We start from the raw sequence: 20,703 nt of genomic DNA, 5'->3' as shown, positions 1-20,703 counted from the left end.
TCTTCTGAACCCGGCGAAGCCCGCGGTTTTACTGGGTCGAAGGCCTGTATCCCGTTCAGGACGGGGCTAAGCGCTTAGATGGTAACGAGAAATCAAGAAGTCACATTTGCATCGATTGAATTTGCAAATGAGGTTGATAGAAGGCATAGTCTCGCCATCTTTACTACTTCAGCCACGGTCGTGCCCATGCTAAGTCGCTTCGCACCCCTCGTGCCTCTCGCACTCGTTACCCTGTTGTTCGGTTGCGCTGCCCACTCTCCAGTGACCCAGCAAGCGCCTCAACCACAGGTCAAGAATTCCGTTATCGCCCAGTCTTCCTCCGTTGCGTTCCAGGAAGAAATGGCCTCCGATAAAGAGCTGGCGGACTTTGCCGGCAGCAAGCCTTATCAGCTTCCAGTTCTGGCAGACAGCATCCTGGAACGCGGCATGTCCTTGATCGGCACGCGTTATCGTTTTGGTGGCACCTCCGAAGCAGGCTTCGACTGCAGCGGTTTCATCGGTTATCTGTTTCGTGAAGAGGCGGGCATGAACCTGCCGCGCTCCACTCGCGAAATGATCAACGTAAAAGCCCCGCTGGTTGCCCGCAATCAACTTGAACCCGGTGACTTGTTGTTCTTCAGCACCAACGGTCGTCGCGGTCGCGTCAGCCACGCCGGTATCTACCTGGGCGACAACCAGTTCATCCACTCCAGCAGCCGCCGCAGCGGTGGGGTGCGAATCGACAGCCTGGGCGACAGCTACTGGAGCAAGACCTTCATCGAAGCCAAGCGCGCCCTCGCCATGGCACCGACTGTGGTCACCGCTCGCAAGTAAGCACACAGTTTGTGGGGCAAACTTAAAGTCTTACTTGAAGTTTGCCCGATAGGCGCTAGAATCCATGATCATTGATTGATGGCAATCCGCCTGCGCTCTGCGCAGGCGGCTTTGTTTCCATCACCACGGCAGAAAAGCCGCATCCAGATCAGGATTGTTCTGCTTATGTCGACGTCGGCCCGCCTCGCTCTCATGTTTCTCGCCGCGCTGCTCAGCGCATGCGCAAGCCGCACCCCACCGCCTGCGCCGGTGCGGGCCCCAGTGGTTTTTGCGCCTTCCCAAACTTTTTCTCCTGCCGCCGAAGACGTGCTTTTTCGAGCGCTGGGCCTGGTTGGCACACCCTATCGCTGGGGCGGCAACACGCCCGATTCAGGTTTCGATTGCAGTGGTTTGATCGGCTACGTGTACCGTGACGCTGCCGGTATTGCCCTGCCACGTTCCACGCGGGAAATGATCAGCATGCGCGCGCCAGCTGTTGGCAAGGAGGCGTTGCAGAGCGGTGACCTGGTGTTCTTCGCCACCAATGGCGGCTCCCAGGTCAGCCATGCTGGGATTTACGTAGGGGAAGGGCGTTTCGTCCATGCGCCGGCCACCGGCGGGACGGTCAAGCTCGACAGTCTTTCCAAGGCGTATTGGCAAAAAGCCTACCTGGGCGCCAAGCGTGTGCTGCAGCCGGAACACCTGGCGCGTAATCCCTGAGATATAGCAACTTGGCTGATGAGGCTTCTGTGGCGAGGGAGCTTGCTCCCGCTCGGTTGCGTAGCAACCGCTGAAAAGCTAGGGGCTGCTGCGCAGCCCAGCGGGGCGGTGCGACGTTTCGCTAAATCCCCTCGCCACAAGAGTGCATCAGCTTACTTTGCCGACACCCGCCAGATCTTGTTCCCCACATCGTCAGCCACCAACAACCCTCCCTGCTTATCGATCACCACACCCACCGGCCGGCCCTGGGCCTTTTCGTCTGTGCTGAGGAAGCCAGTCAGCACGTCCACAGGCTGTCCCACCGGCTTGCCGCCATTGAACGGGACGAAGATCACTTTGTAGCCACTGTGGGGTTTGCGGTTCCAGGAGCCGTGCTGCCCGATGAATGCACCTTGAGTAAAGGGTGCGGGCAACTTGCTGCCCTCGGCGAAAGTCAGCCCCAAAGAGGCGGTGTGAGGGCCGACGGCATAGTCCGGAGCGATAGCCTTGGCCACCAGGTCCGGGTTCTGCGGCTCGACCCGGACGTCGATGTTCTGCCCGTAATAACTGTAGGGCCAGCCATAAAAGCCGCCGTCTTTCACCGAAGTGATGTAGTCCGGTACCAGGTCGCTGCCGATCTCGTCCCGTTCGTTGACCGCCGTCCACAACGCCCCGCTGCTGGGTTCCCACGCCAGGCCGTTGGGGTTGCGCAGACCCGAGGCGAAGATGCGGTGCTTGCCCGTGGCCCGGTCCACTTCCCAAATCGCCGCGCGCCCTTGCTCAACCTCCATGCCATTTTCCGCGACGTTGCTGTTGGAGCCGGTAGTGACATACAGCTTGCTGCCGTCCCGGCTGGCGATCACGTTTTTGGTCCAGTGGTGGTTGAGGGTGCCGCCCGGCAAATCGACGACTTTGGTGGGTTGCGCCTTGATCTGCGTATCACCCTCGTTGTAAGGGAAGCGGATCAACCGGTCGGTGTCGGCGATGTACAGGTCATTCCCCACCAAGGTCATGCCGAACGGCGAATTGAGATTTTCCAGGAAGATCGTCCGGGTTTCGGCGATGCCGTCGTGATTGGCGTCTCGCAGCAATGTAATGCGGTTGGGACTGGGCACGCCAGCGCCGGCACGCCCCATGACTTTTTTCATCACCCAGCCCCGAATGCCCTTGGTGTCGTCGGGCTTGGGCGGCGCGTTGGTTTCCGCCACCAACACATCGCCATTGGGCAAGACGAACAGCCAGCGCGGATGGTCCAGTCCCTCGGCGAACGCGACCACCTGCAGGCCCTGGGCCGGGGTTGGCTTGGCGCCATCCGGCCAGCCGACGGCTTCTGCGATGTTCACCGTGGGAATCAGGGTCTTGTTCGGTTCGGGCAGTTTCGGCGACGGGCCGAAACCGTCGGACACCTGCAACGTGGAAGACTCGCCACAAGCAGCAAGCCCAGTAGCAAGGGCGATGATAAAAAGATGCGGTGGCTTGAGCATGCGCGCTTCCCTATGAATGCATGTGGTTATTCATAGAGAAGCGTAGCCGTGGGATGGTTCAACCGTCAGCTATGAGCCTGTTTCAGTAGCACGGCGATGCCGGGGTGATAATGGCCGGCCTCGTTGCGCAACTTGCGGTAGGCGTAGGGGAAGTACCAGGCCACGGCGCAGGTGTTTTCTTTCTGCAAGTCATCAATCATGTCCTGCAGCTCTTCGGGCGTGGCGCTTTGCTGGACTTTTTGCGGGGCGACGAACAGGCAGCCCACCTTCAAGTCGCTGGCATAGCTGATACGTTTGGCGTCGCTGGCGGCTTCTTGCAACGGTTGGGTCAGGTTCAGGTTGTTGACCTTGGGCCAGCGTTGCGTGGCCTGGATGAACACGCGTTCGTCGCTGCTGGCGATCAGCAGGTCGGCGCTGGCGTTACGCTCGCCTTCTTCATTCTGTTTGCGGGTCGGGGCATTTTGCAGCGTGACCATTTCAGCCATCCAGGCTGCTGCCGCCAGCAGTCCGAGGTTGGCTTTCTCATCGTGCCAGTAGGGTGTGTCGTTATCGCCGCGCACGGCGTTGTAACGGTCGATGCAGTCGAACCAGCGTTCCAGCACCGGGCGCAGGAATTCCAGTTTTGGATTGCTGATGATCATGCCTTGCATGTATTTGCCCTCTTGTTCTTGTGATATCGGGTCGTAGTGTCTCTTTGATATCACTTGCCGCAGATTCACACAAGATAGGCGTCAGTTTATTGATCAGGGCCGAGTAGCGAACCGAAACAGCTGGCGGCTTTAATTGACGCTCCACCCCCAACCCTCTAACCTTCGCGGCTTGTTTCAGGTGCTCTATGGCCGTGGCCGATAGGGTGAAACAGGGAAGCCGGTGAGTGCACACGAACCCGGCGCTGCCCCCGCAACGGTAAATGAGTAAACGCTGTGTACAGGGCCACTGTGTCGCAAGACATGGGAAGGCGCGCAGCCCGGCACCACGCCGCTCATGAGCCCGGAGACCGGCCTGATTCATCCAACGGCATCACGGTGGGCGATGCCAGGCTCCTTGCCGTCTTTTTTTGTGCCCGCCCGCCGTTATCCAGTCCCAAACGGAGAGCTCCCCATGACCGACACGCCTGATCGCGACGAACGCCACTTGGCGCGCATGCTGCGCAAAAAAGCCGTGATCGATGAGCGCATTGCCAATTCACCGAACGAGTGCGGCCTGCTGTTGGTGCTGACCGGCAACGGCAAGGGCAAGAGCAGCTCGGCGTTCGGTATGTTGGCCCGGGCCATGGGACATGGCATGCAGTGCGGCGTGGTGCAGTTCATCAAAGGGCGCAACAGCACCGGCGAGGAGCTGTTTTTCCGCCGCTTCCCGGAGCAGGTGCGCTTCCACGTGATGGGCGAGGGCTTTACCTGGGAAACCCAGGATCGCCAGCGTGACATCGCCGCAGCCGAAGCGGCCTGGGCCGTATCGCGCCAACTGCTCGGCGATCCATCGATTGGCCTGGTGGTGCTCGACGAACTGAACATCGCCCTCAAGCACGGCTACCTCGACCTCGATCAAGTCCTTGGCGATCTGCAGGCCCGCCCGCCGATGCAGCATGTAGTCGTGACCGGCCGTGGCGCCAAGCCCGAGATGATCGAGCTGGCCGACACCGTCACCGAAATGGGCATGATCAAGCACGCGTTTCAAGCAGGCATCAAGGCGCAGAAGGGCGTCGAACTGTGAGCAATGCTTCGATGACCAGCCGCCACTGCCCGGCGGTGCTGATCGCCGCCCCGGCTTCGGGCCAGGGCAAGACCACCGTCACCGCCGCCCTGGCCCGCTTGCATCGCAACCAGGGACGCAAGGTGCGCGTATTCAAATGTGGCCCGGATTTTCTCGACCCGATGATTCTCGAGCGTGCGAGTGGCGCGGCGGTCTATCAGTTGGATATGTGGATGGTCGGCGAGCAGGAAAGCCGGCGACTGCTGTGGGAAGCCGCCGCCGAAGCGGACCTGATCCTGATCGAAGGCGTCATGGGATTATTCGACGGCACCCCGTCCAGCGCCGACCTGGCGCGGCATTTCGGCGTGCCGGTGCTGGCCGTGATCGATGGCACCGCCATGGCCCAGACCTTCGGCGCCCTGGCCTTGGGCCTGGCCCGCTATCAACCGGACTTGCCTTTTGCCGGCGTGCTGGCCAATCGGGTCGGCACCTTGCGTCATGCGCAGTTGCTCGAAGGCAGCCTCACCGAAGGCCTGCGCTGGTACGGCGGGCTCTCGCGGGAAACCGGCATCGAATTGCCCAGCCGCCACCTCGGCCTTGTCCAGGCCAGCGAGTTGAACGACCTGGATGTTCGCCTCGACGCCGCCGCCGAGGCGTTGGCCAGCAGTTGTGAAGTCGCGCTGCCGCCCATGGTCGAATTCGCGGCGCCCGAACCGGCCGCCGTTGAGCCGTGGCTCGACGGCGTGCGCATTGCCGTGGCCCGGGATGAAGCGTTTGCCTTCACCTACGGCGCAAGCCTGGATCTGCTGCGGGCCATGGGCGCCGAGCTGCGCTTCTTTTCGCCGATTCATGACACCTCCCTGCCTGAGACGGACAGTCTTTACCTGCCCGGTGGTTACCCGGAACTGCATCACGTTGCCCTGGCCGGCAACGCGCCGATGCTCGCGGCGATCCGTGCGCACCATGAAGCCGGCAAACCGCTGCTCGCCGAATGCGGCGGCATGCTGTATCTGCTCGATTCATTGACCGACCTCGAAGGCGCTCGCGCCGAGCTGCTCGGCCTGTTGCACGGTGATGCGCAGATGCAGACACGTCTGGCGGCCTTGGCGTTGCAGTCGGTTGAACTGCCGGAAGGCATCCTGCGCGGGCATACCTATCATCACTCCCTGACCAGCACTGAGCTGGCGCCGATTGCCCGTGGTCACAGCCCTAACGGTGGGCGCGGGGCTGAAGCGGTTTTTCGCCAAGGACGGATGACGGCTTCCTACGTGCATTTTTATTTCCCGTCCAACCCGAGGGCCGTTGCCGCGCTGTTTGCGCCGGATCTTGAGCCCATTGGCGCGAGCAGGCAATGACCGATAACGCCTTCTCCGAGGCCGAACGCGAAGCCGTCTACCGCGCTATCGCCGAACGCCGTGACATGCGCCACTTCACCGGCGGCACGGTCGAACCGGCGTTACTGCGCCGACTGCTGGAAGCGGCGCATCGGGCGCCCAGCGTCGGGCTGATGCAACCTTGGCGGTTCATCCGCATCAGTGACCGCGCCGTGCGGGGGCAGATCCGCGAGCTGGTGGAGCAGGAACGCATCCGCACCGCCGAGGCCTTGGGCGAGCGCAGCGATGAATTCATGAAACTCAAGGTCGAAGGCATCAACGACAGTGCCGAGGTGCTGGTGGCGGCCTTGATGGACAATCGCGAGCGGCACATCTTCGGCCGTCGGACGTTGCCGGAAATGGACTTGGCCTCGCTGTCCTGCGCGATCCAGAATCTGTGGCTGGCGGCCCGCGTCGAAGGGCTGGGAATGGGCTGGGTGTCGCTGTTCGAGCCCCAGGCGCTGGCCGACCTGCTGGGCCTGCCCGCCGGGGCCAAGCCGTTTGCCATACTTTGCCTGGGCCCGGTAGAAGGTTTTTACCCGGCGCCGATGCTCGCCCTGGAAGGCTGGGCGCAACCGCGTCCGCTCGACGAATTGCTGTATGAAAATCGTTGGGGCGTGCGGCCATGAGCGTGGCGTTGCTCAGTGCCGCCGCGGTCGCGCTGGATGCGCTGTTGGGCGAGCCTCGGCGCGGGCATCCGCTGGTCGCTTTCGGACGTTTCGCCAACCGTATCGAACAACGGTTCAATTCCGGCGGGCGCGGCTGGCGTAGTCATGGCGTCACGGCGTGGATCATTGCCGTCCTGCCACTGACCCTGCTGGCCACGGCACTGTCCTGGGCACCGCTGGTGGGCTGGTTGGTGGATATTCTGGCGCTGTACTGCGCCCTTGGCCTGCGTAGCCTCGGCGAGCACGTCGAGCCGGTGGCGCGGGCGCTGCGCAAGGGCGATCTGGATGAAGCGCGCCAGCGTGTCGGCTATCTGGTCAGCCGCGAAACCGCTGAGCTGGATGAAACCGCCGTGGCCCGCGCCGCGACTGAGTCGGTACTGGAAAACGGCAGCGACGCGGTATTCGCCGCGCTGTTCTGGTTCGCCGTGGCCGGTGCGCCCGGAGTGGTGTTGTACCGGTTGAGCAATACCCTCGACGCCATGTGGGGTTATCGCAACGCGCGTTTCGAGCGTTTCGGCTGGGCGGCGGCGAAGATCGATGACGTGCTGAACTATATTCCCGCGCGCCTGGTGGCGTTGACCTACGCCGTGCTCGGCAAGACCCGTTTGGCGCTCAAGTGCTGGCGTACCCAGGGACCGACCTGGGACAGCCCCAATGCCGGGCCGGTGATGGCCGCCGGTGCCGGAGCGTTGGGCGTGGAACTGGGGGGCGCGGCGGTGTACCACGGCGAACTGCATCAACGCCCACCGTTGGGCGAAGGCGTGCCGGCGAGCGCCGATTCTATCGATCGCGGCTGGCAATTGGTCCAGCGCGGCGTATGGTTATGGCTGCTGATTCTCTGCCTCGGAGCCGAGTTTTATGCTTGAACACGGTGGGCGACTGCGCAACGCGGCCCGGCAATACGGCATTGCCGAGGCCGACTGGCTCGACCTGTCCAGCGGCCTGGCGCCCTGGCCGTTCGACATTCCGACTATTCCACTGCGCGCCTGGGCGCGCCTGCCCGAAATCGACGATGGCTTGGAGCAGGCTGCTTGCGATTACTACGAGGCAGCGCATGTGCTGCCGGTGGCGGGTTCGCAAATGGCTATCCAACTGCTGCCGCGCCTGCGCCGGGTCGGCAAGGTCGGCGTCTTGTCGCCCTGTTACGCCGAGCACGCCGAAGCCTGGCGCCGCAGTGGCTACATCGTGCGTGAAGTACTGGAAGCGGAAGTGGACTTCTTTCTCGACAGCCTCGACGTGCTGGTGGTCGTCAACCCCAACAACCCCACGGGCCTGAGCCTGAGCCCCGAACGCCTGCTGGACTGGCATGCCCGGCTGGCCCAGCGCGGCGGCTGGCTGGTGGTGGATGAAGCGTTCATGGACGTCACTCCGCAGCTGAGCCTTGCCGCCCATGCGCATCAGGTCGGGTTGATCGTGTTGCGCTCGTTCGGCAAGTTTTTCGGCCTGGCCGGGGTTCGCCTGGGGTTTGTCCTGGCCGAGCGGCACTTGCTCAAGCTGCTCGCCGAACAGGTCGGGCCGTGGGCCATCAGCGGACCGACCCGGGTGCTGGGCCAGGCGTGCCTGCTGGACACTGAGGCGCACGCGCGTCAACGACTGCGCTGCGAACAGACCAGTCAACGCTTGGCACTGGTGCTGGAGCGCCATGGCTTCAAGCCGCAGGGCGGCTGTGGGTTGTTCCAGTGGCTGATCACCGAGCATGCCCAGGCGCTTCACGACTTCATGGCCCATCGCGGCATTCTCCTGCGGTTGTTCACCCACACCAGCAGCCTGCGCTTCGGGCTCCCTGCCGATGACGCTGAATTCTCGCGCCTCGAACAGGCGTTCGAGGCCTACGCCAAGGACATTCGATGACCACCTTGATGGTGCAGGGCACCACCTCCGATGCCGGCAAAAGTACCTTGGTCACGGCGCTGTGCCGCTGGGTCAGGCGTCAAGGGGTGAGTGTGGTGCCCTTCAAGCCGCAGAACATGGCCCTCAACAGCGCGGTGACCGCCGATGGTGGCGAAATCGGCCGGGCCCAGGCCGTCCAAGCCCAGGCCTGCGGCCTCGAACCGCATACCGACATGAACCCGGTGCTGCTCAAGCCCAACAGCGATACCGGCGCCCAGGTCATCATCCATGGCCGCGCCGTGACCACCATGAACGCCGTGGCCTATCACGATTACAAGGCCATCGCGATGCAAGCGGTGCTGGCTTCCCATGAACGCTTGAGCGCCGCGTATCCCGTCGTCATGGTGGAGGGCGCCGGGTCGCCGGCCGAGATCAATCTGCGGGCCGGCGACATCGCCAACATGGGCTTCGCCGAGGCGGTGGATTGCCCGGTGTTGCTGATTGCCGACATCAATCGCGGCGGGGTATTCGCTCATCTGGTCGGCACCTTGGAACTGCTTTCGCCCAGCGAACAGGCGCGGGTCAAGGGCTTCGTCATCAACCGCTTTCGCGGTGATCTGGCGTTGCTGCAACCTGGCCTGGATTGGTTGCAAGCGCGCACCGGCAAACCGGTGATCGGCGTATTGCCCTACGTGATGGATTTGCATCTGGAAGCGGAGGACGGTCTCGACCAGCGCCAAACCGACAAAGCCGAACAGGTGCTCAAGGTGGTGGTGCCGGTCTTGCCGCGTATCAGCAACCACACGGATTTCGATCCGCTGCGCCTGCATCCGCAAGTCGACCTGCAATTTATCGGCCCCGGCCAAGCCATCCCGCCAGCGGATCTGGTCATCCTGCCCGGTTCGAAAAGCGTGCGCGGCGACTTGGCCTACCTGCGGGCCAACGGTTGGGAAACGGCAATCCATCGCCACTTGCGTTACGGCGGCAAATTACTGGGCATCTGCGGTGGTCTGCAGATGCTCGGCCGGCACGTCCACGATCCGCTCGGGCTCGAGGGCGCGGCGGGCTCCAGCCCCGGGCTGGGGCTGTTGGATTTCGCAACGACGCTCGAGCGCGAGAAGCAACTGCGCAATGTACGTGGGCGACTGGCCTTGGAGGATGCCGAGGTCAGCGGGTACGAAATCCATGCCGGCGTGACCACTGGTGCCGCGCTGGAAAACGCCGCTGTCTATCTGGATGACGGCCGCTGCGATGGCGCGCAGAGCCTCGATGGACAGGTTTTTGGTACGTATCTGCACGGGCTGTTCGAATCACCGGCGGCCAGCAGCGCCTTGTTGCGCTGGGCCGGGATGCAGGATGTGCAAACGGTGGATTACCACGGGTTGCGCGAGCGGGATATCGAGCGGTTGGCGGATCTGGTCGAGCGGCATCTGGATACTGGGCTGTTGCGTGAGCTTTGTGGGATCCATGGCGAGCCGGCAGCCACTTCGCCTATTTGAAGGAAAAAAACATGCTGCAACTGATCCTCGGCGGCGCCCGTTCCGGCAAGAGTCGCCTGGCTGAAAAACTCGCCACGGACACAGGATTGCCGGTGACTTACATCGCCACCAGCCAACCGCTGGACGGCGAGATGAACGAGCGTGTCGCCCAGCACCGCGCCCGGCGTCCGGTGGAATGGGCGTTGCTGGAAGAGCCGTTGGTGCTGGCGCGGGTGCTACGCGATAACGCCGCCAGCGATCGATGCCTGCTGGTGGATTGCCTGACCCTTTGGCTGACCAATCTATTGATGCTCGACGATCTCGGGCAACTGAACGCCGAGCGCGAAGCACTGTTGAACTGCCTCGACTCGCTGCCCGGTGAAATCATTTTTGTCAGCAACGAAACCGGAATGGGTGTTGTGCCGCTGGGCGAGTTGACTCGCCGTTACGTCGATGAAGCCGGTTGGCTGCATCAAGCCCTGGCCGAATGTTGTCAGCGCGTCGTGCTGACCGTTGCTGGCCTGCCCCTGACTCTCAAAGGTACTGCGTTATGAATCACCGGTGGTGGCTGGAACCGTGCAAGCCTGTTGATCTCCAAGCGCTGGAACAGGCCGCGGCCCGTCAGCAACAACTGACCAAGCCGGCCGGCTCCCTGGGACGACTGGAGTCGGTGGCGGTGCAACTGGCGGGCCTGCAGGGGCAAGTCAAGCCGAGCCTGGACCGGCTGTGGATCGCGATTTTCGCCGGTGACCACGGTGTGGTGGCTGAGGGCGTATCGGCCTTTCCCCAGGAAGTGACCGGGCAGATGCTGCTCAATTTCGTCAGCGGCGGCGCGGCCATCAGTGTCCTGGCTCGGCAATTGGGCGCCTCGCTGGAAGTGGTCGACTTAGGTACTGTCACGCCCTCGTTGGACCTGCCCGGCGTGCGCCATTTGAACGTGGGGCCTGGCACCGCCAATTTCGTCCAGCGTCCGGCCATGACCGTTGCCCAAGGCGAGCAGGCCTTGCAAGCCGGGCGTGACAGCGCAATGCGCGCCTTGGCGACCGGGACGCAATTGTTCATCGGCGGCGAGATGGGCATCGGCAACACCACGGCGGCCAGCGCCCTGGCCTGTGCCCTGCTCGAATGCCCGGTAGCACATCTGGTCGGGCCGGGCACAGGGTTGGATGCGGCGGGTATCAGCCGCAAGACTCAGGTGATCGAACGGGCGCTGGCGCTGCACAAGGCCCAGAGCGAGGATCCGTTGCAGACCTTGTTCAACCTCGGCGGATTTGAGATCGCAGCATTGGTCGGTGCGTATCTGGCCTGTGCCCAGCAGGGCATCGCCGTGCTGGTCGATGGGTTCATCTGCAGCGTCGCGGCCCTGGTGGCGGTGCGGCTCAATCCCGCATGCCGGCCGTGGTTGCTGTTCGCTCATCGCGGTGGCGAACCAGGTCATCACCATGTGCTGGAAACCCTCGGCGCTGAACCGCTGCTGGACCTCGGTTTGCGCCTGGGCGAGGGCAGTGGTGCGGCGTTGGCGGTGCCACTGTTACGCCTGGCTTGTGACCTTCACGGGCAAATGGCGACGTTTGCCGAAGCGGCCGTGGCGGATCGTCCGGCATGACCTTGCGCCTGGACCTGCTGCGTCACGGCGAAACCGAACTGGGCGGCGGCTTGCGCGGCAGCCTCGACGATGCGTTGACGGCCAAGGGCTGGGAGCAGATGCACGCGGCGGTCGCACGAGGCGGACCGTGGGATCGCTTGGTCAGTTCGCCTTTGCAGCGCTGCGCTCGTTTCGCTGAGCAGCTCGGCAGTCGACTCGGCGTGCCGGTGCAAGTGGACAACGACCTGCAGGAGCTGCATTTCGGCGCCTGGGAAGGCCGCAGCGCGGCGGCTTTGATGGAGAACGACGCCGAAGCCCTCGGCCGCTTCTGGGCCGATCCTTATGCCTTCACGCCGCCCGAAGGCGAGCCGGTGCTCGAATTTTCGTCGCGTGTCTTGAGGGCGATCGAACGCTTGCACCAGGCCTACGCCGGGCAGCGTGTCTTGCTGGTCAGCCACGGTGGCGTGATGCGCCTGTTGCTGGCCCGGGCCCGTGGCCTGCCGCGCGAGCAGTTGCTCAATGTCGAAGTCGGCCACGGCGCGCTGTTTTCCCTTTCAGTGTCGGCCGGCTTCGTGCTTGAAGAGGCGAATTGACGATGCTGCCCTTCTGGATCGCCTTGCAATTTCTGAGCAGCGTGCCGATTCGTCTGCCCGGCATGCCCGAGCCTGAACAACTGGGCCGTTCACTGCTGTTTTACCCTTTGGTGGGGCTGTTGTTCGGTGGCGTGCTGTGGTCGCTCGATGCGCTGTTGCTCGGCACGCCCTCGCTGCTGCATGCCGCGCTGTTGCTGGCGGTGTGGGTGCTGCTCAGCGGCGGGCTGCATTTGGATGGCCTGGCCGACAGCGCCGATGCCTGGGTTGGCGGTTTCGGCGATCGTGAGCGCACGTTGCTGATCATGAAGGATCCTCGCAGCGGGCCGATCGCTGTCGTGACGCTGGTGCTGGTGTTGCTGCTCAAATGGGCCGCGCTGGCGGCGCTGATCGAGCAGGAGCAGACGTTGGCGCTGCTTGTCGTGCCGATGGTAGGGCGCGGCGCATTGCTGGGGTTGTTCCTGACGACGCGCTATGTGCGCGCCGGTGGGCTGGGCCAAGCGCTTGCCGATCATCTTCCGCGGCGCCTGGGCTGGCAGGTGTTGGCCGCCTGTGCGCTGGGTTGTGTATGGCTGGCGGGTTGGGCAGGGCTATGGTCGCTGGCGGTCGCCGCGCTGGCATTTTTCGGGTTGCGCCAGCTGATGCTGCGCAGGCTGCAGGGATGCACCGGCGATACCGCCGGCGCCCTGCTGGAACTGTTGGAAATGGTCGTTCTGGTGACCCTGGCGTTGGGCTGAATCCGGTCCTCGCCGGCACGCAACCGTTGATTTAAATTTGCATTCATTCAGTCGCGGGTATATACACGCATCATGCTTCCTTCCCAATGTCTGTGCATCAACCTGCGTCGTGCCGCTCGAGGCGTCAGCAGGTATTACGACGGCGCTCTCGACGGCTTCGGGATCAACGTCGCCCAGTATTCTTTGCTCAATAACCTGGCGCGCCTGGACCAGCCGAGCATTTCCTCGTTGGCCGAGGCCATGGGCCTGGACCGCAGCACCCTGGGGCGCAACCTGCGGGTGCTGGAAGGCGAGGGGTTGGTGACCCTGGCCGAGGGCGACGACCTGCGCAACCGTATCGTCGTGCTCACCGAGACAGGGCATGCGCGGTTGGCGGCGGCGTTGCCGGCCTGGGAAGCGGCGCAACAGAAACTGATCGACAAGCTTGGCGCCGAGAAACGCGCGACCTTGCTGGCCTTGCTGGATGAACTGGCGTGACGCTGGTTCGTCCGATGATAAGTGGGTATATACCCGCGACCGGAGAATAACAATGACATCGATGTGGCGTACCTGTGGTTGGGTCCTGGTCGGCAGTGCGCTGATCCTGGCGTTGTCGTTGGGTGTGCGGCATGGCTTCGGCCTGTTCCTCGCGCCCATGAGCGCCGAGTTCGGTTGGGGTCGCGAGGTGTTTGCCTTTGCCATTGCCTTGCAAAACCTGATCTGGGGCTTGGCGCAACCGTTCACCGGCGCGCTGGCCGATCGCTTCGGTGCGGCGAAAGTGGTATTGATCGGTGGCGTTCTCTACGCACTCGGGCTGGTGTTGATGGGCATGGCCGATTCGCCATGGTCGCTGTCGTTGAGCGCTGGCTTGTTGATTGGCATCGGCCTGTCCGGCACGTCGTTCTCGGTAATCCTCGGCGTGGTCGGGCGGGCCGTGCCGGCTGAAAAACGCAGCATGGGCATGGGGATCGCCAGCGCTGCCGGCTCGTTCGGCCAGTTCGCCATGCTGCCGGGCACGCTGGGCTTGATCGGTTGGCTTGGCTGGTCCGCCGCGCTGCTGGCGTTGGGGCTGCTGGTGGCGTTGATCGTGCCGTTGGTGCGCATGTTGAAGGATGCGCCGGCGCCCCTGAGCGGCAACGAGCAAACCCTCTCCGAAGCGCTGCGCGAGGCATGCGGTCACTCGGGGTTCTGGCTGTTGGCCGTGGGCTTTTTTGTCTGCGGCTTCCAGGTGGTGTTCATCGGCATACACCTGCCGGCCTATCTGGTGGACCAACACCTGCCCGCCAGCGTCGGCACCACTGTGTTGGCCCTGGTCGGGCTGTTCAATATCTTTGGTACCTACACCGCCGGGTGGCTGGGCGGGCGCATGTCCAAGCCGCGCTTGCTGACCGGGCTTTATTTGGCGCGAGCGGTGGTGATCGGCCTGTTCCTTTGGCTGCCGGTGACGACCACCACGGCCTACGTGTTCGGAATGGCGATGGGCTTCTTGTGGTTGTCGACGGTGCCGTTGACCAATGGCACGGTGGCGACCCTATTTGGCGTCCGAAATCTGTCGATGCTGGGTGGGATCGTGTTCCTGTTTCACCAGTTGGGATCATTCCTCGGCGGCTGGCTGGGCGGCGTGGTGTACGACCGCACCGGCAGCTACGATTTGATCTGGCAAGTGTCGATCTTGCTCAGCCTGCTGGCGGCGGCGCTGAACTGGCCGGTGCGTGAACGTCCGGTGGCGCGTCTGCAAGTCCAGGCCGGTGCAGCATGAGTCGCGTCGGCCCATGGTTGCTCGCGGCCGGTGCGGCCCTGCTGCTGGCGTTCGTCTGGTGGGGCTGGCACCAGGGCGGGCTGGCGTTGATGCAACTGGGCATGGGTAGCTGCTAATTGATGGACGGCAGCGGTCGCCGCGGAGTAACGTCTTGGTCTGACAGGCTTACAAGGAAATCCGACATGCTGATGCGTTGGCTTGCTGTTCCCGCCCTGCTGCTGGCTGTGTCCGGGCAGGTATGGGCGGCTGATTGTCCGCCGTTGCTGGAGGGCTCATTGCCCAAGTTGCGGGCCAAGGAAACCATCGACCTTTGCCAGCGTTTCGCCGGCAAGCCCTTGGTGGTAGTTAATACCGCCAGCTTCTGTGGGTTTGCGCCACAGTTCAAGGGGCTGGAAGCGCTGAACCAGCACTACAAGGGCGAAGGGCTGGAAGTGCTGGGCGTGCCGTCCAATGATTTCAAACAGGAGTCCAAGGATGGCGCGGAGACGGCCAAGGTCTGCTACGTCAACTATGGCGTGACCTTCACCATGACCGAGCCGCAACCGGTACGGGGCTCGGACGCGATTCCGTTGTTCAGGCATTTGGCCGAACAATCCAGCGCGCCAAAATGGAATTTCTACAAGTACGTCGTGGACCGCCAGGGCAACGTGGTCGGCAGTTTTTCCAGCCGGGTCAAGCCAGACGATCCTGATTTCATCAAGGCCGTGGAAACGGCCATTGCTTCCAAGCCCTGACCGCCAGCCACGAAAAAGCCCCGCCCTCTTTGCAGGGAGCGGGGCTTTTTTTCGCTTCAAGTGACGAGCGGCTGCCTGGTTACAGTCAGCCTCGCCGTGAATTATCAGAAGCGGTAGGTTGCACCGACACCGAAGCCGTTGGCGCTGTTTTCGTATTCAGCGTTGTAAGCCTGGCCCAGAGCGTTGCTGCTGTTGACGCTGACTTTTTCTTCCTTGAGGTAGGAATAGGCCACGTCGATGGTCAGGTCTTCGGTTGGGCTCCAGCCGGCACCCAGGCTGAAGATGGTCCGGTCGCCGGTAGGAATGCGTGGCGAGCGGTCGGTATTGTTGGTTGGTGACTGGTCGAAGGTCAGGCCGGTGCGCAGTACCCACTGTTTGTTCAACTGGTAGGAGGTACCGATGGCGTAGGCCCAGGTGTCGTGCCAGTTCTGTTCTTCGGTAATGGTGCCAAAAAGCAGTGGATTAAAGCCGCCGCCACTTGTGCCTACATCGTTGTTCACTGTGATGTCTTTCAGGCGGCTCCAACGAGTCCAGGTACTACCGGCATAAACGGTCCAGGCGTCGTTAATTTGTTGAGTAACCGAGAAGTCCACGGACTCAGGTGTTGTGATGTCCAGCGAGGCGTCGTAGCGCTCGGCACTCAGCAGAGGAGGAGGTGTGCCAGCCCCGGGGTTAACTTCGGTGTGACCCTCAAGCTTGTATTTGACCTTGGAGTGATAAGTCAGGCCGACACGGGTGGTATCGGTTGGCAAGATCAGTACGCCGATATTGTAGCCATAGCCAATGTCATCACCCTTGATCTTCACGTTGCCTTCGGGCACGCCTGGTACCGGCACGTTCAACGCCGACTCCAACGAACCCGATAGCCGGTTGATGGTCGGGCCAAAACCAATCGACACCTTGTCGTTGAAGGCGTAGCTGATAGTTGGCTGGAAGGTGACGACCTTCACTTCGCTCTTGCTGCCGAAATTGCGGCCCTGGAAGCTGTTTTCATAGTCGGTGATCAGGCCAAACGGGGCGTAGACGCCCAGGCCGAAAGCCCATTGATCATCGATAGGCTTGACGTAGTAGCCCATCGGAACGCCAGTGAACGGGACCATGTCGCCATCGTTGGTGCCGGACTGGGTGCCGCTGGTGTCGTTGAGATCAGTGGACGCGTCGATGACAGCGAAACCACCGGTAACTTGTTGGCGCTTGAGGCGCGACATGCCGGCAGGGTTGCCGAACACGGTGCTCGCATCATCGGCAGAAGAAGAACGACCCGCGAAGCCAGTGCCCATGCCACTGATGCTTTGTTCGTTCAAGGCAAAGCCACTGGCAAAAATTTGGGTGGATGCCAAGGTAACGGCAAGGCCAAGGGTGGTTTTGAGCATCATTTTTTTCATTGTTAGAACTCCAGGTGATCACCGAGGCGAAAATTACCAACATTTTCGGTCTAGCGCTATAGCTTGTATGGCTTGATTTAGAGGGGTTTTGTAGGACAATCTGACCAAAATCGCCGCTTTTGTAGGAACTTTCCTTTTTTCCGTTCAGCAAGCCACCTGATTCAGCGGCGAAACACAGTTTTGCCAGGCGCAAGTGAAATCTCGCAGGCGACCTTGAGGGTGAAAAGTCTGTCGCCAGATCCGGGCCATACCCAGCAAGTCGTCGGCACTGGGCAATGGGGAGGCTTGTTCTTCGACCAGCAACCAGGCGATGGCGGTGGCGTAGCGCAGGTTGACGGTCAATTCCAGATGGGGGCTGCTCAGGAAGGCATGTTGGCTTGCCAGGCCGCGAACCAGGCTGGCACGTTCCGGATCCAGCGCCAGATAATCGTCCCACAGCGCTTGGTGGCGAGGTTCGGTAATGCGGTACAAACCGTGTCCGCGGCGATCATGCAAGGCAGCGCCCAGACCGGACTGGCTGGCGGCAATACCCAGCAACAAGGTCTCCGCCGTGGTGCTGTGACGCCCCAGGTAAAGGAGCGTCGGGCGGATCACGTATCTACACAGTTCGCTGGCGGCGATACCCATAAAACCCTCGAGATGGGAAATGGGCGAAGCCTGACGGTAAGGGCTTGGCAGCGAGTGGATCGGATCAGGCTTCGCCGAAAGCGGATCATGCCGCTCGAGTTGAAGTGTAGTGTCATATCTGTGCTGTAAAGGACTGTTTTTAAACCAAGTTCGTCGAACGGTTATGACTGTTATAGCGGTTTGTGCTTAAGCCGTTGCGCTTTATCGAGAAACCTTGGGCAATAAAAAGCCCCGCGTTTTGGGCGGGGCCTTTGGGGTTTTCAGTTGTCTCGGGTCTCAGGCAACCAGTGCCTGACGGGTACGCTCGATCACGGCCTGCAGCGGTTCTGCGCTGGAGTACTGGTCGGGATACAAGCGTTCGCTGTGACGAGCGATGCCGTGTTCGTTGACCAGCGTGAAGCTGAAGCAGCCTTTGCGAGCGGCCATGATCAGGCAGTTCATTGGGGCAAAAGCGTTGGTTAGGGTGCGGATCGCATCCTGCGTGTGGATTTGAGTAGACATGTTATGGGTGTTCCTACAAATGACACGGTTAAGAACCGTGCAACGTTAAAACGTTCCAGTAACGTCGACCACCGTTGGTCGAACGAAGAGCCTGACTGGAACAAAGCAGCCAGTTTGAGCGCTATATGAGTGCGCGCTTGGGCTGGCAGGTAGGTACTTAGGAGGGCAGGCAGCACATCAAGGGCAAAGGTTCTGGGCCCGGGGTGAAGATCCTGATCAATTTTGCAGGTTGGTTCGGTCAGAGTAGTGAGCCTGGCAGCACGCTTCGCATTCGTTCGAAGTGTATTGGCGCAAGGGTTACCTGGAAACCATCGAGGGGGGCGGTCTCTTTTTTCAGTAAGGCGTCCTTTTTAGGATGGCTGACCGTAGAGATGTTTCCGACCCGGAATTGACTTTCAGCTTGGTACTAACGCCGCGGATACTAACGGATCGAATAGTGGAAGGGAAGGGCTCTTGTCAAAAAAGATTCGATCCGGCCCAGGCACGGCGAAAATAATGGCCTGATGCCATAGATCTGCGCTTGTCCACAGGGTTTTCTGCGCCGTAGGTGCCAACAAAGCGCGGCGATATAACCACTTCGGCTGTTACTTGTACACACTCCCGGTGCGGACTGTCACGGTATTGTCATGTTGGAACAATCGGGGGTGGGTGCCTGCATCCAAAATTTAAGTCAATGAAAAACATCGCTTTTTTTGACTGGTGAAAAAATCGTCAGTTTGAGCGCAGGCCCCGTTCCACAGGGCTTGCGGACAGTTCAGGGTAGGTTGTCCACTGAGTTATCCACAGCTTCTGTGGATTGTCCCAAGCGCTTGCTCTAGCACGGGGGGTGCTGGTTTTTTCGACTTTACCCGCACGAAAAAAGGAGTAGAGTGGCGCGCCTTCCGATCTGTCCCGTAGTGCGTCATGAAGTTTCGCTCAGTATCAAATCCTGTTACCTCGGTACCCCCGGGTGTTACCCCGCCCAAGCGCATGTCGATGCGCGTCGCCGAGTGGCTATTGGATAGCCCACGCCTGGGAGAACGCCCCAGCGTCAAGCATCTGGCCGGCCGTTTGCTCAAGCAACCGGCCCGAGAAGGGGTGGTGGCTGCACAAAGTCGCCTCGGGCAACTGATGTGTCGCGAATGCGGTAATGCGCGGGACCGGCGCATCGGCCACGACTTGTTACGCCAAGCCGCCCGGGCCGGCGATCACCGCGCCCGCCTGGCGCTGGGTGAAATCGAAGACTGAGCTGGGCAACGCTTGGCTGCTTGGTTAACCTTCGGGCTTTATTTGATCGGCAGGAACTGTCATGGCTTTGGATTTGACCAGCCTGTTGCTGGGCCTGGCGGGCGCAGCAGTGCCGTTGCTGGCGCTGGCCTGGCACCTGCAACGCCGGGCCACTGCCGCGCAGACTGAGCTGGCATTGCTCGAAGAGCGCCTGAGCACGGCCCACATGGCCCACGATGGGCTGAACGCCCAACTCGATGCCTGTCGCGACGAAATCAGTGACCTGAGCCAGGCCAATGCCGCCAAGCAAGCTGAACTTGCCGCCGCGTGTCGCGAGGTCGAGTTGCTGCAGGTCGAGCGCGACAACGCCAGGGACGCAGCCCATGCCTGGAACCTGGAGCGCGCCAATAAAGAAGCGGAACTGCGACGCCTCGATGCCCACGCGGCTTCGTTGCAGGCCGAATTGCGCGAGCAGCAGGAAAGCCATCAGCAGCGCCTGGACGACTTGCAAGGTTCGCGAGATGCGTTGCGGGCCCAGTTCGCCGAGCTGGCCGGGAAAATCTTCGATGAGCGTGAACAGCGTTTCGCCGAAACCAGCCAGCAGCGCCTGGGGCAATTGCTCGATCCGCTGAAGGAACGCATCCAGTCCTTCGAAAAACGCGTCGAGGAAAGTTATCAGGCCGAGGCGCGCGAACGGTTCTCCTTGGGCAAAGAACTGGAGCGGCTGCAACAGCTGAACCTGCGCCTGAGCGATGAAGCCACCAACCTGACCCGTGCCCTCAAGGGACAAAAGACCCAGGGCAACTGGGGCGAGCTGATCCTCGAGCGAGTGCTCGAACATGCCGGTTTGGAAAAGGGCCGCGAATACCAGACTCAGGTCAGTCTCAAAGGCCCGGACGGTGAACGTTTCCAGCCCGACGTGCTAATTTACCTGCCCGGCGACAAGCAAGTAGTGGTCGACTCCAAGGTCAGCCTGACGGCCTATCAGCAATACGTCGCCGCCGAAGACGACGCCATCGGCCAGCTTGCCCTCAAGCAACATGTCGTATCGTTGCGCGCTCACGTCAAAGGCTTGGCCGGCAAGGATTACAAACGCCTGGACGGGCTGCACAGCCTGGATTTTGTGTTGCTGTTCGTGCCGATCGAAGCGGCATTCTCCGCCGCGCTGCAAGCCGAGCCGAACCTGTTCCAGGAGGCGTTCGATCGCAACATCGTGATTGTCAGCCCGACCACCTTGCTGGCGACGTTGCGGGTGATCGACAGCTTGTGGAAGCAAGAGCGCCAGAGCCAGAACGCCCGGGAAATCGCCGAGCGGGCGGGGTGGCTATACGACAAATTCGTCCTGTTCATTCAAGACCTGGACGAAATCGGCAGCCGCTTGCAACAGCTGGACAAAGCCTACAGCGCCGCACGCAACAAGCTGACAGAAGGGCGCGGCAACCTGATCAGCCGCAGCGAACAGCTGAAATTACTCGGTGCCCGGGCCAGCAAGAGCCTACCGCCCGAGTTGCTTGAGAGAGCGATGGCGGATGTGGATGGGTTGCCTGAGTTGCCGGAAGAAGCCGAGCCCTCTCAAGGTTGACC

The 20,703-nt window shown here is 61.8% G+C and carries 22 protein-coding genes and 1 riboswitch; of the genes, 17 read left to right on the top strand and 5 right to left on the bottom strand.

Annotated elements, in window-relative coordinates; genetic code table 11:
• Nucleotides 1–186 precede the first annotated feature (186 nt).
• Complete coding sequence (locus J3P82_RS19140; protein ID WP_434558212.1) at nucleotides 187–813, top strand: C40 family peptidase; 627 nt, start codon at nucleotides 187–189, stop codon at nucleotides 811–813.
• Nucleotides 814–978: 165 nt separating this feature from the next.
• Entirely contained in the window at nucleotides 979–1,512 is a 534-nt protein-coding gene (locus J3P82_RS19135; RefSeq protein ID WP_434558211.1) for a C40 family peptidase, read from the top strand.
• 152 nt (nucleotides 1,513–1,664) lie between these two features.
• Here J3P82_RS19135 and J3P82_RS19130 read toward each other — a convergent pair whose 3' ends face one another.
• Both J3P82_RS19130 and J3P82_RS19125 read right to left on the bottom strand, forming a co-directional pair.
• Nucleotides 1,665–2,975 carry a PQQ-dependent sugar dehydrogenase gene (locus J3P82_RS19130; protein ID WP_434558210.1) on the bottom strand — a complete coding sequence of 437 codons (1,311 nt, stop codon included), beginning with the start codon at nucleotides 2,973–2,975 and terminating at the stop codon, nucleotides 1,665–1,667.
• A 65-nt stretch (nucleotides 2,976–3,040) separates the two neighbouring features.
• Nucleotides 3,041–3,625: a hypothetical protein gene (locus tag J3P82_RS19125; protein ID WP_434558209.1), complete on the bottom strand. Its 585-nt coding sequence runs from the start codon at nucleotides 3,623–3,625 to the stop codon at nucleotides 3,041–3,043.
• Between the two features lie 159 nt (nucleotides 3,626–3,784).
• Nucleotides 3,785–3,995, top strand: a riboswitch (cobalamin riboswitch).
• Nucleotides 3,996–4,076: 81 nt separating this feature from the next.
• On the opposite strand from J3P82_RS19125, the gene cobO reads away from it, so the two are divergent.
• From cobO to J3P82_RS19060, 13 genes are all read left to right on the top strand, one after another.
• A complete protein-coding gene (gene cobO / locus J3P82_RS19120; RefSeq protein ID WP_434558208.1) occupies nucleotides 4,077–4,688 on the top strand; it encodes a cob(I)yrinic acid a,c-diamide adenosyltransferase in 612 nt (203 codons plus the stop codon).
• A gap of 11 nt (nucleotides 4,689–4,699) precedes the next feature.
• Nucleotides 4,700–6,022 (top strand): cobyrinate a,c-diamide synthase, encoded by a 1,323-nt coding sequence (locus J3P82_RS19115; protein WP_434563899.1) that lies wholly within the window; start codon nucleotides 4,700–4,702, stop codon nucleotides 6,020–6,022.
• Nucleotides 6,019–6,669 (top strand): 5,6-dimethylbenzimidazole synthase, encoded by a 651-nt coding sequence (gene bluB, locus J3P82_RS19110; RefSeq protein ID WP_434558207.1) that lies wholly within the window; start codon nucleotides 6,019–6,021, stop codon nucleotides 6,667–6,669. Before J3P82_RS19115 ends, bluB begins: the two co-directional genes overlap by 4 nt.
• Entirely contained in the window at nucleotides 6,666–7,574 is a 909-nt protein-coding gene (cbiB, locus tag J3P82_RS19105) for an adenosylcobinamide-phosphate synthase CbiB (protein WP_434558206.1), read from the top strand. Before bluB ends, cbiB begins: the two co-directional genes overlap by 4 nt.
• Nucleotides 7,567–8,559, top strand: a complete 993-nt coding sequence (cobD, locus tag J3P82_RS19100) for a threonine-phosphate decarboxylase CobD (protein ID WP_434558205.1) — start codon at nucleotides 7,567–7,569, stop codon at nucleotides 8,557–8,559. Before cbiB ends, cobD begins: the two co-directional genes overlap by 8 nt.
• The gene (locus J3P82_RS19095; protein ID WP_434558204.1) at nucleotides 8,556–10,037 is read left to right on the top strand and encodes a cobyric acid synthase; all 1,482 of its coding nucleotides are present in this window, start codon (nucleotides 8,556–8,558) and stop codon (nucleotides 10,035–10,037) included. Before cobD ends, J3P82_RS19095 begins: the two co-directional genes overlap by 4 nt.
• Before the next feature lie 11 nt (nucleotides 10,038–10,048).
• Nucleotides 10,049–10,570, top strand: coding sequence for a bifunctional adenosylcobinamide kinase/adenosylcobinamide-phosphate guanylyltransferase (cobU, locus tag J3P82_RS19090; RefSeq protein WP_434558203.1), 522 nt, complete (start codon nucleotides 10,049–10,051; stop codon nucleotides 10,568–10,570).
• Nucleotides 10,567–11,622 (top strand): nicotinate-nucleotide--dimethylbenzimidazole phosphoribosyltransferase, encoded by a 1,056-nt coding sequence (gene cobT, locus J3P82_RS19085; protein ID WP_434558202.1) that lies wholly within the window; start codon nucleotides 10,567–10,569, stop codon nucleotides 11,620–11,622. Before cobU ends, cobT begins: the two co-directional genes overlap by 4 nt.
• Nucleotides 11,619–12,194, top strand: a complete 576-nt coding sequence (gene cobC / locus J3P82_RS19080; RefSeq protein WP_434558201.1) for an alpha-ribazole phosphatase family protein — start codon at nucleotides 11,619–11,621, stop codon at nucleotides 12,192–12,194. Before cobT ends, cobC begins: the two co-directional genes overlap by 4 nt.
• Before the next feature lie 2 nt (nucleotides 12,195–12,196).
• On the top strand, nucleotides 12,197–12,928 hold the full coding sequence (locus J3P82_RS19075) for an adenosylcobinamide-GDP ribazoletransferase (RefSeq protein WP_434558200.1): 732 nt from the start codon (nucleotides 12,197–12,199) through the stop codon (nucleotides 12,926–12,928).
• A gap of 72 nt (nucleotides 12,929–13,000) precedes the next feature.
• Nucleotides 13,001–13,405: a MarR family winged helix-turn-helix transcriptional regulator gene (locus tag J3P82_RS19070; RefSeq protein ID WP_434558199.1), complete on the top strand. Its 405-nt coding sequence runs from the start codon at nucleotides 13,001–13,003 to the stop codon at nucleotides 13,403–13,405.
• A gap of 52 nt (nucleotides 13,406–13,457) precedes the next feature.
• Complete coding sequence (locus tag J3P82_RS19065; RefSeq protein WP_434558198.1) at nucleotides 13,458–14,666, top strand: MFS transporter; 1,209 nt, start codon at nucleotides 13,458–13,460, stop codon at nucleotides 14,664–14,666.
• Between the two features lie 182 nt (nucleotides 14,667–14,848).
• On the top strand, nucleotides 14,849–15,400 hold the full coding sequence (locus J3P82_RS19060; RefSeq protein WP_434558197.1) for a glutathione peroxidase: 552 nt from the start codon (nucleotides 14,849–14,851) through the stop codon (nucleotides 15,398–15,400).
• Nucleotides 15,401–15,504: 104 nt separating this feature from the next.
• Here J3P82_RS19060 and J3P82_RS19055 read toward each other — a convergent pair whose 3' ends face one another.
• From J3P82_RS19055 to J3P82_RS19045, 3 genes are all read right to left on the bottom strand, one after another.
• Complete coding sequence (locus tag J3P82_RS19055; protein ID WP_434558196.1) at nucleotides 15,505–16,785, bottom strand: OmpP1/FadL family transporter; 1,281 nt, start codon at nucleotides 16,783–16,785, stop codon at nucleotides 15,505–15,507.
• A 144-nt stretch (nucleotides 16,786–16,929) separates the two neighbouring features.
• Entirely contained in the window at nucleotides 16,930–17,412 is a 483-nt protein-coding gene (locus J3P82_RS19050) for a hypothetical protein (RefSeq protein ID WP_434558195.1), read from the bottom strand.
• Between the two features lie 276 nt (nucleotides 17,413–17,688).
• A complete protein-coding gene (locus tag J3P82_RS19045; protein ID WP_007898912.1) occupies nucleotides 17,689–17,913 on the bottom strand; it encodes a hypothetical protein in 225 nt (74 codons plus the stop codon).
• Nucleotides 17,914–18,816: 903 nt separating this feature from the next.
• On the opposite strand from J3P82_RS19045, the gene J3P82_RS19040 reads away from it, so the two are divergent.
• Both J3P82_RS19040 and rmuC read left to right on the top strand, forming a co-directional pair.
• Nucleotides 18,817–19,140, top strand: a complete 324-nt coding sequence (locus J3P82_RS19040) for a sel1 repeat family protein (protein ID WP_434558194.1) — start codon at nucleotides 18,817–18,819, stop codon at nucleotides 19,138–19,140.
• A 175-nt stretch (nucleotides 19,141–19,315) separates the two neighbouring features.
• Nucleotides 19,316–20,701 carry a DNA recombination protein RmuC gene (gene rmuC / locus J3P82_RS19035; protein WP_186614509.1) on the top strand — a complete coding sequence of 462 codons (1,386 nt, stop codon included), beginning with the start codon at nucleotides 19,316–19,318 and terminating at the stop codon, nucleotides 20,699–20,701.
• Nucleotides 20,702–20,703: the final 2 nt, after the last annotated feature.

The organism is Pseudomonas sp. Z4-20, from assembly GCF_051131955.1.
Taxonomy (GTDB): Bacteria; Pseudomonadota; Gammaproteobacteria; order Pseudomonadales; family Pseudomonadaceae; genus Aquipseudomonas; species Aquipseudomonas marvdashtae.
This window is presented reverse-complemented; position numbering and strand designations above follow the sequence as displayed.

Coding starts and splice junctions, on each gene's coding strand:
- cobO (WP_434558208.1), top strand. CDS start 4,077: ATGACCGACACGCCTGATCGCGACGAACGCCACTTGGCGCGCATGCTG.
- J3P82_RS19135 (WP_434558211.1), top strand. CDS start 979: ATGTCGACGTCGGCCCGCCTCGCTCTCATGTTTCTCGCCGCGCTGCTC.
- J3P82_RS19075 (WP_434558200.1), top strand. CDS start 12,197: ATGCTGCCCTTCTGGATCGCCTTGCAATTTCTGAGCAGCGTGCCGATT.
- cobU (WP_434558203.1), top strand. CDS start 10,049: ATGCTGCAACTGATCCTCGGCGGCGCCCGTTCCGGCAAGAGTCGCCTG.
- bluB (WP_434558207.1), top strand. CDS start 6,019: ATGACCGATAACGCCTTCTCCGAGGCCGAACGCGAAGCCGTCTACCGC.
- J3P82_RS19065 (WP_434558198.1), top strand. CDS start 13,458: ATGACATCGATGTGGCGTACCTGTGGTTGGGTCCTGGTCGGCAGTGCG.
- J3P82_RS19045 (WP_007898912.1), bottom strand. CDS start 17,913: ATGTCTACTCAAATCCACACGCAGGATGCGATCCGCACCCTAACCAAC.
- J3P82_RS19115 (WP_434563899.1), top strand. CDS start 4,700: ATGACCAGCCGCCACTGCCCGGCGGTGCTGATCGCCGCCCCGGCTTCG.
- J3P82_RS19040 (WP_434558194.1), top strand. CDS start 18,817: ATGAAGTTTCGCTCAGTATCAAATCCTGTTACCTCGGTACCCCCGGGT.
- cbiB (WP_434558206.1), top strand. CDS start 6,666: ATGAGCGTGGCGTTGCTCAGTGCCGCCGCGGTCGCGCTGGATGCGCTG.
- cobD (WP_434558205.1), top strand. CDS start 7,567: ATGCTTGAACACGGTGGGCGACTGCGCAACGCGGCCCGGCAATACGGC.
- cobT (WP_434558202.1), top strand. CDS start 10,567: ATGAATCACCGGTGGTGGCTGGAACCGTGCAAGCCTGTTGATCTCCAA.
- J3P82_RS19060 (WP_434558197.1), top strand. CDS start 14,849: ATGCTGATGCGTTGGCTTGCTGTTCCCGCCCTGCTGCTGGCTGTGTCC.
- J3P82_RS19130 (WP_434558210.1), bottom strand. CDS start 2,975: ATGCTCAAGCCACCGCATCTTTTTATCATCGCCCTTGCTACTGGGCTT.
- J3P82_RS19095 (WP_434558204.1), top strand. CDS start 8,556: ATGACCACCTTGATGGTGCAGGGCACCACCTCCGATGCCGGCAAAAGT.
- J3P82_RS19125 (WP_434558209.1), bottom strand. CDS start 3,625: ATGCAAGGCATGATCATCAGCAATCCAAAACTGGAATTCCTGCGCCCG.
- J3P82_RS19140 (WP_434558212.1), top strand. CDS start 187: ATGCTAAGTCGCTTCGCACCCCTCGTGCCTCTCGCACTCGTTACCCTG.
- J3P82_RS19050 (WP_434558195.1), bottom strand. CDS start 17,412: ATGGGTATCGCCGCCAGCGAACTGTGTAGATACGTGATCCGCCCGACG.
- J3P82_RS19055 (WP_434558196.1), bottom strand. CDS start 16,785: ATGAAAAAAATGATGCTCAAAACCACCCTTGGCCTTGCCGTTACCTTG.
- J3P82_RS19070 (WP_434558199.1), top strand. CDS start 13,001: ATGCTTCCTTCCCAATGTCTGTGCATCAACCTGCGTCGTGCCGCTCGA.
- cobC (WP_434558201.1), top strand. CDS start 11,619: ATGACCTTGCGCCTGGACCTGCTGCGTCACGGCGAAACCGAACTGGGC.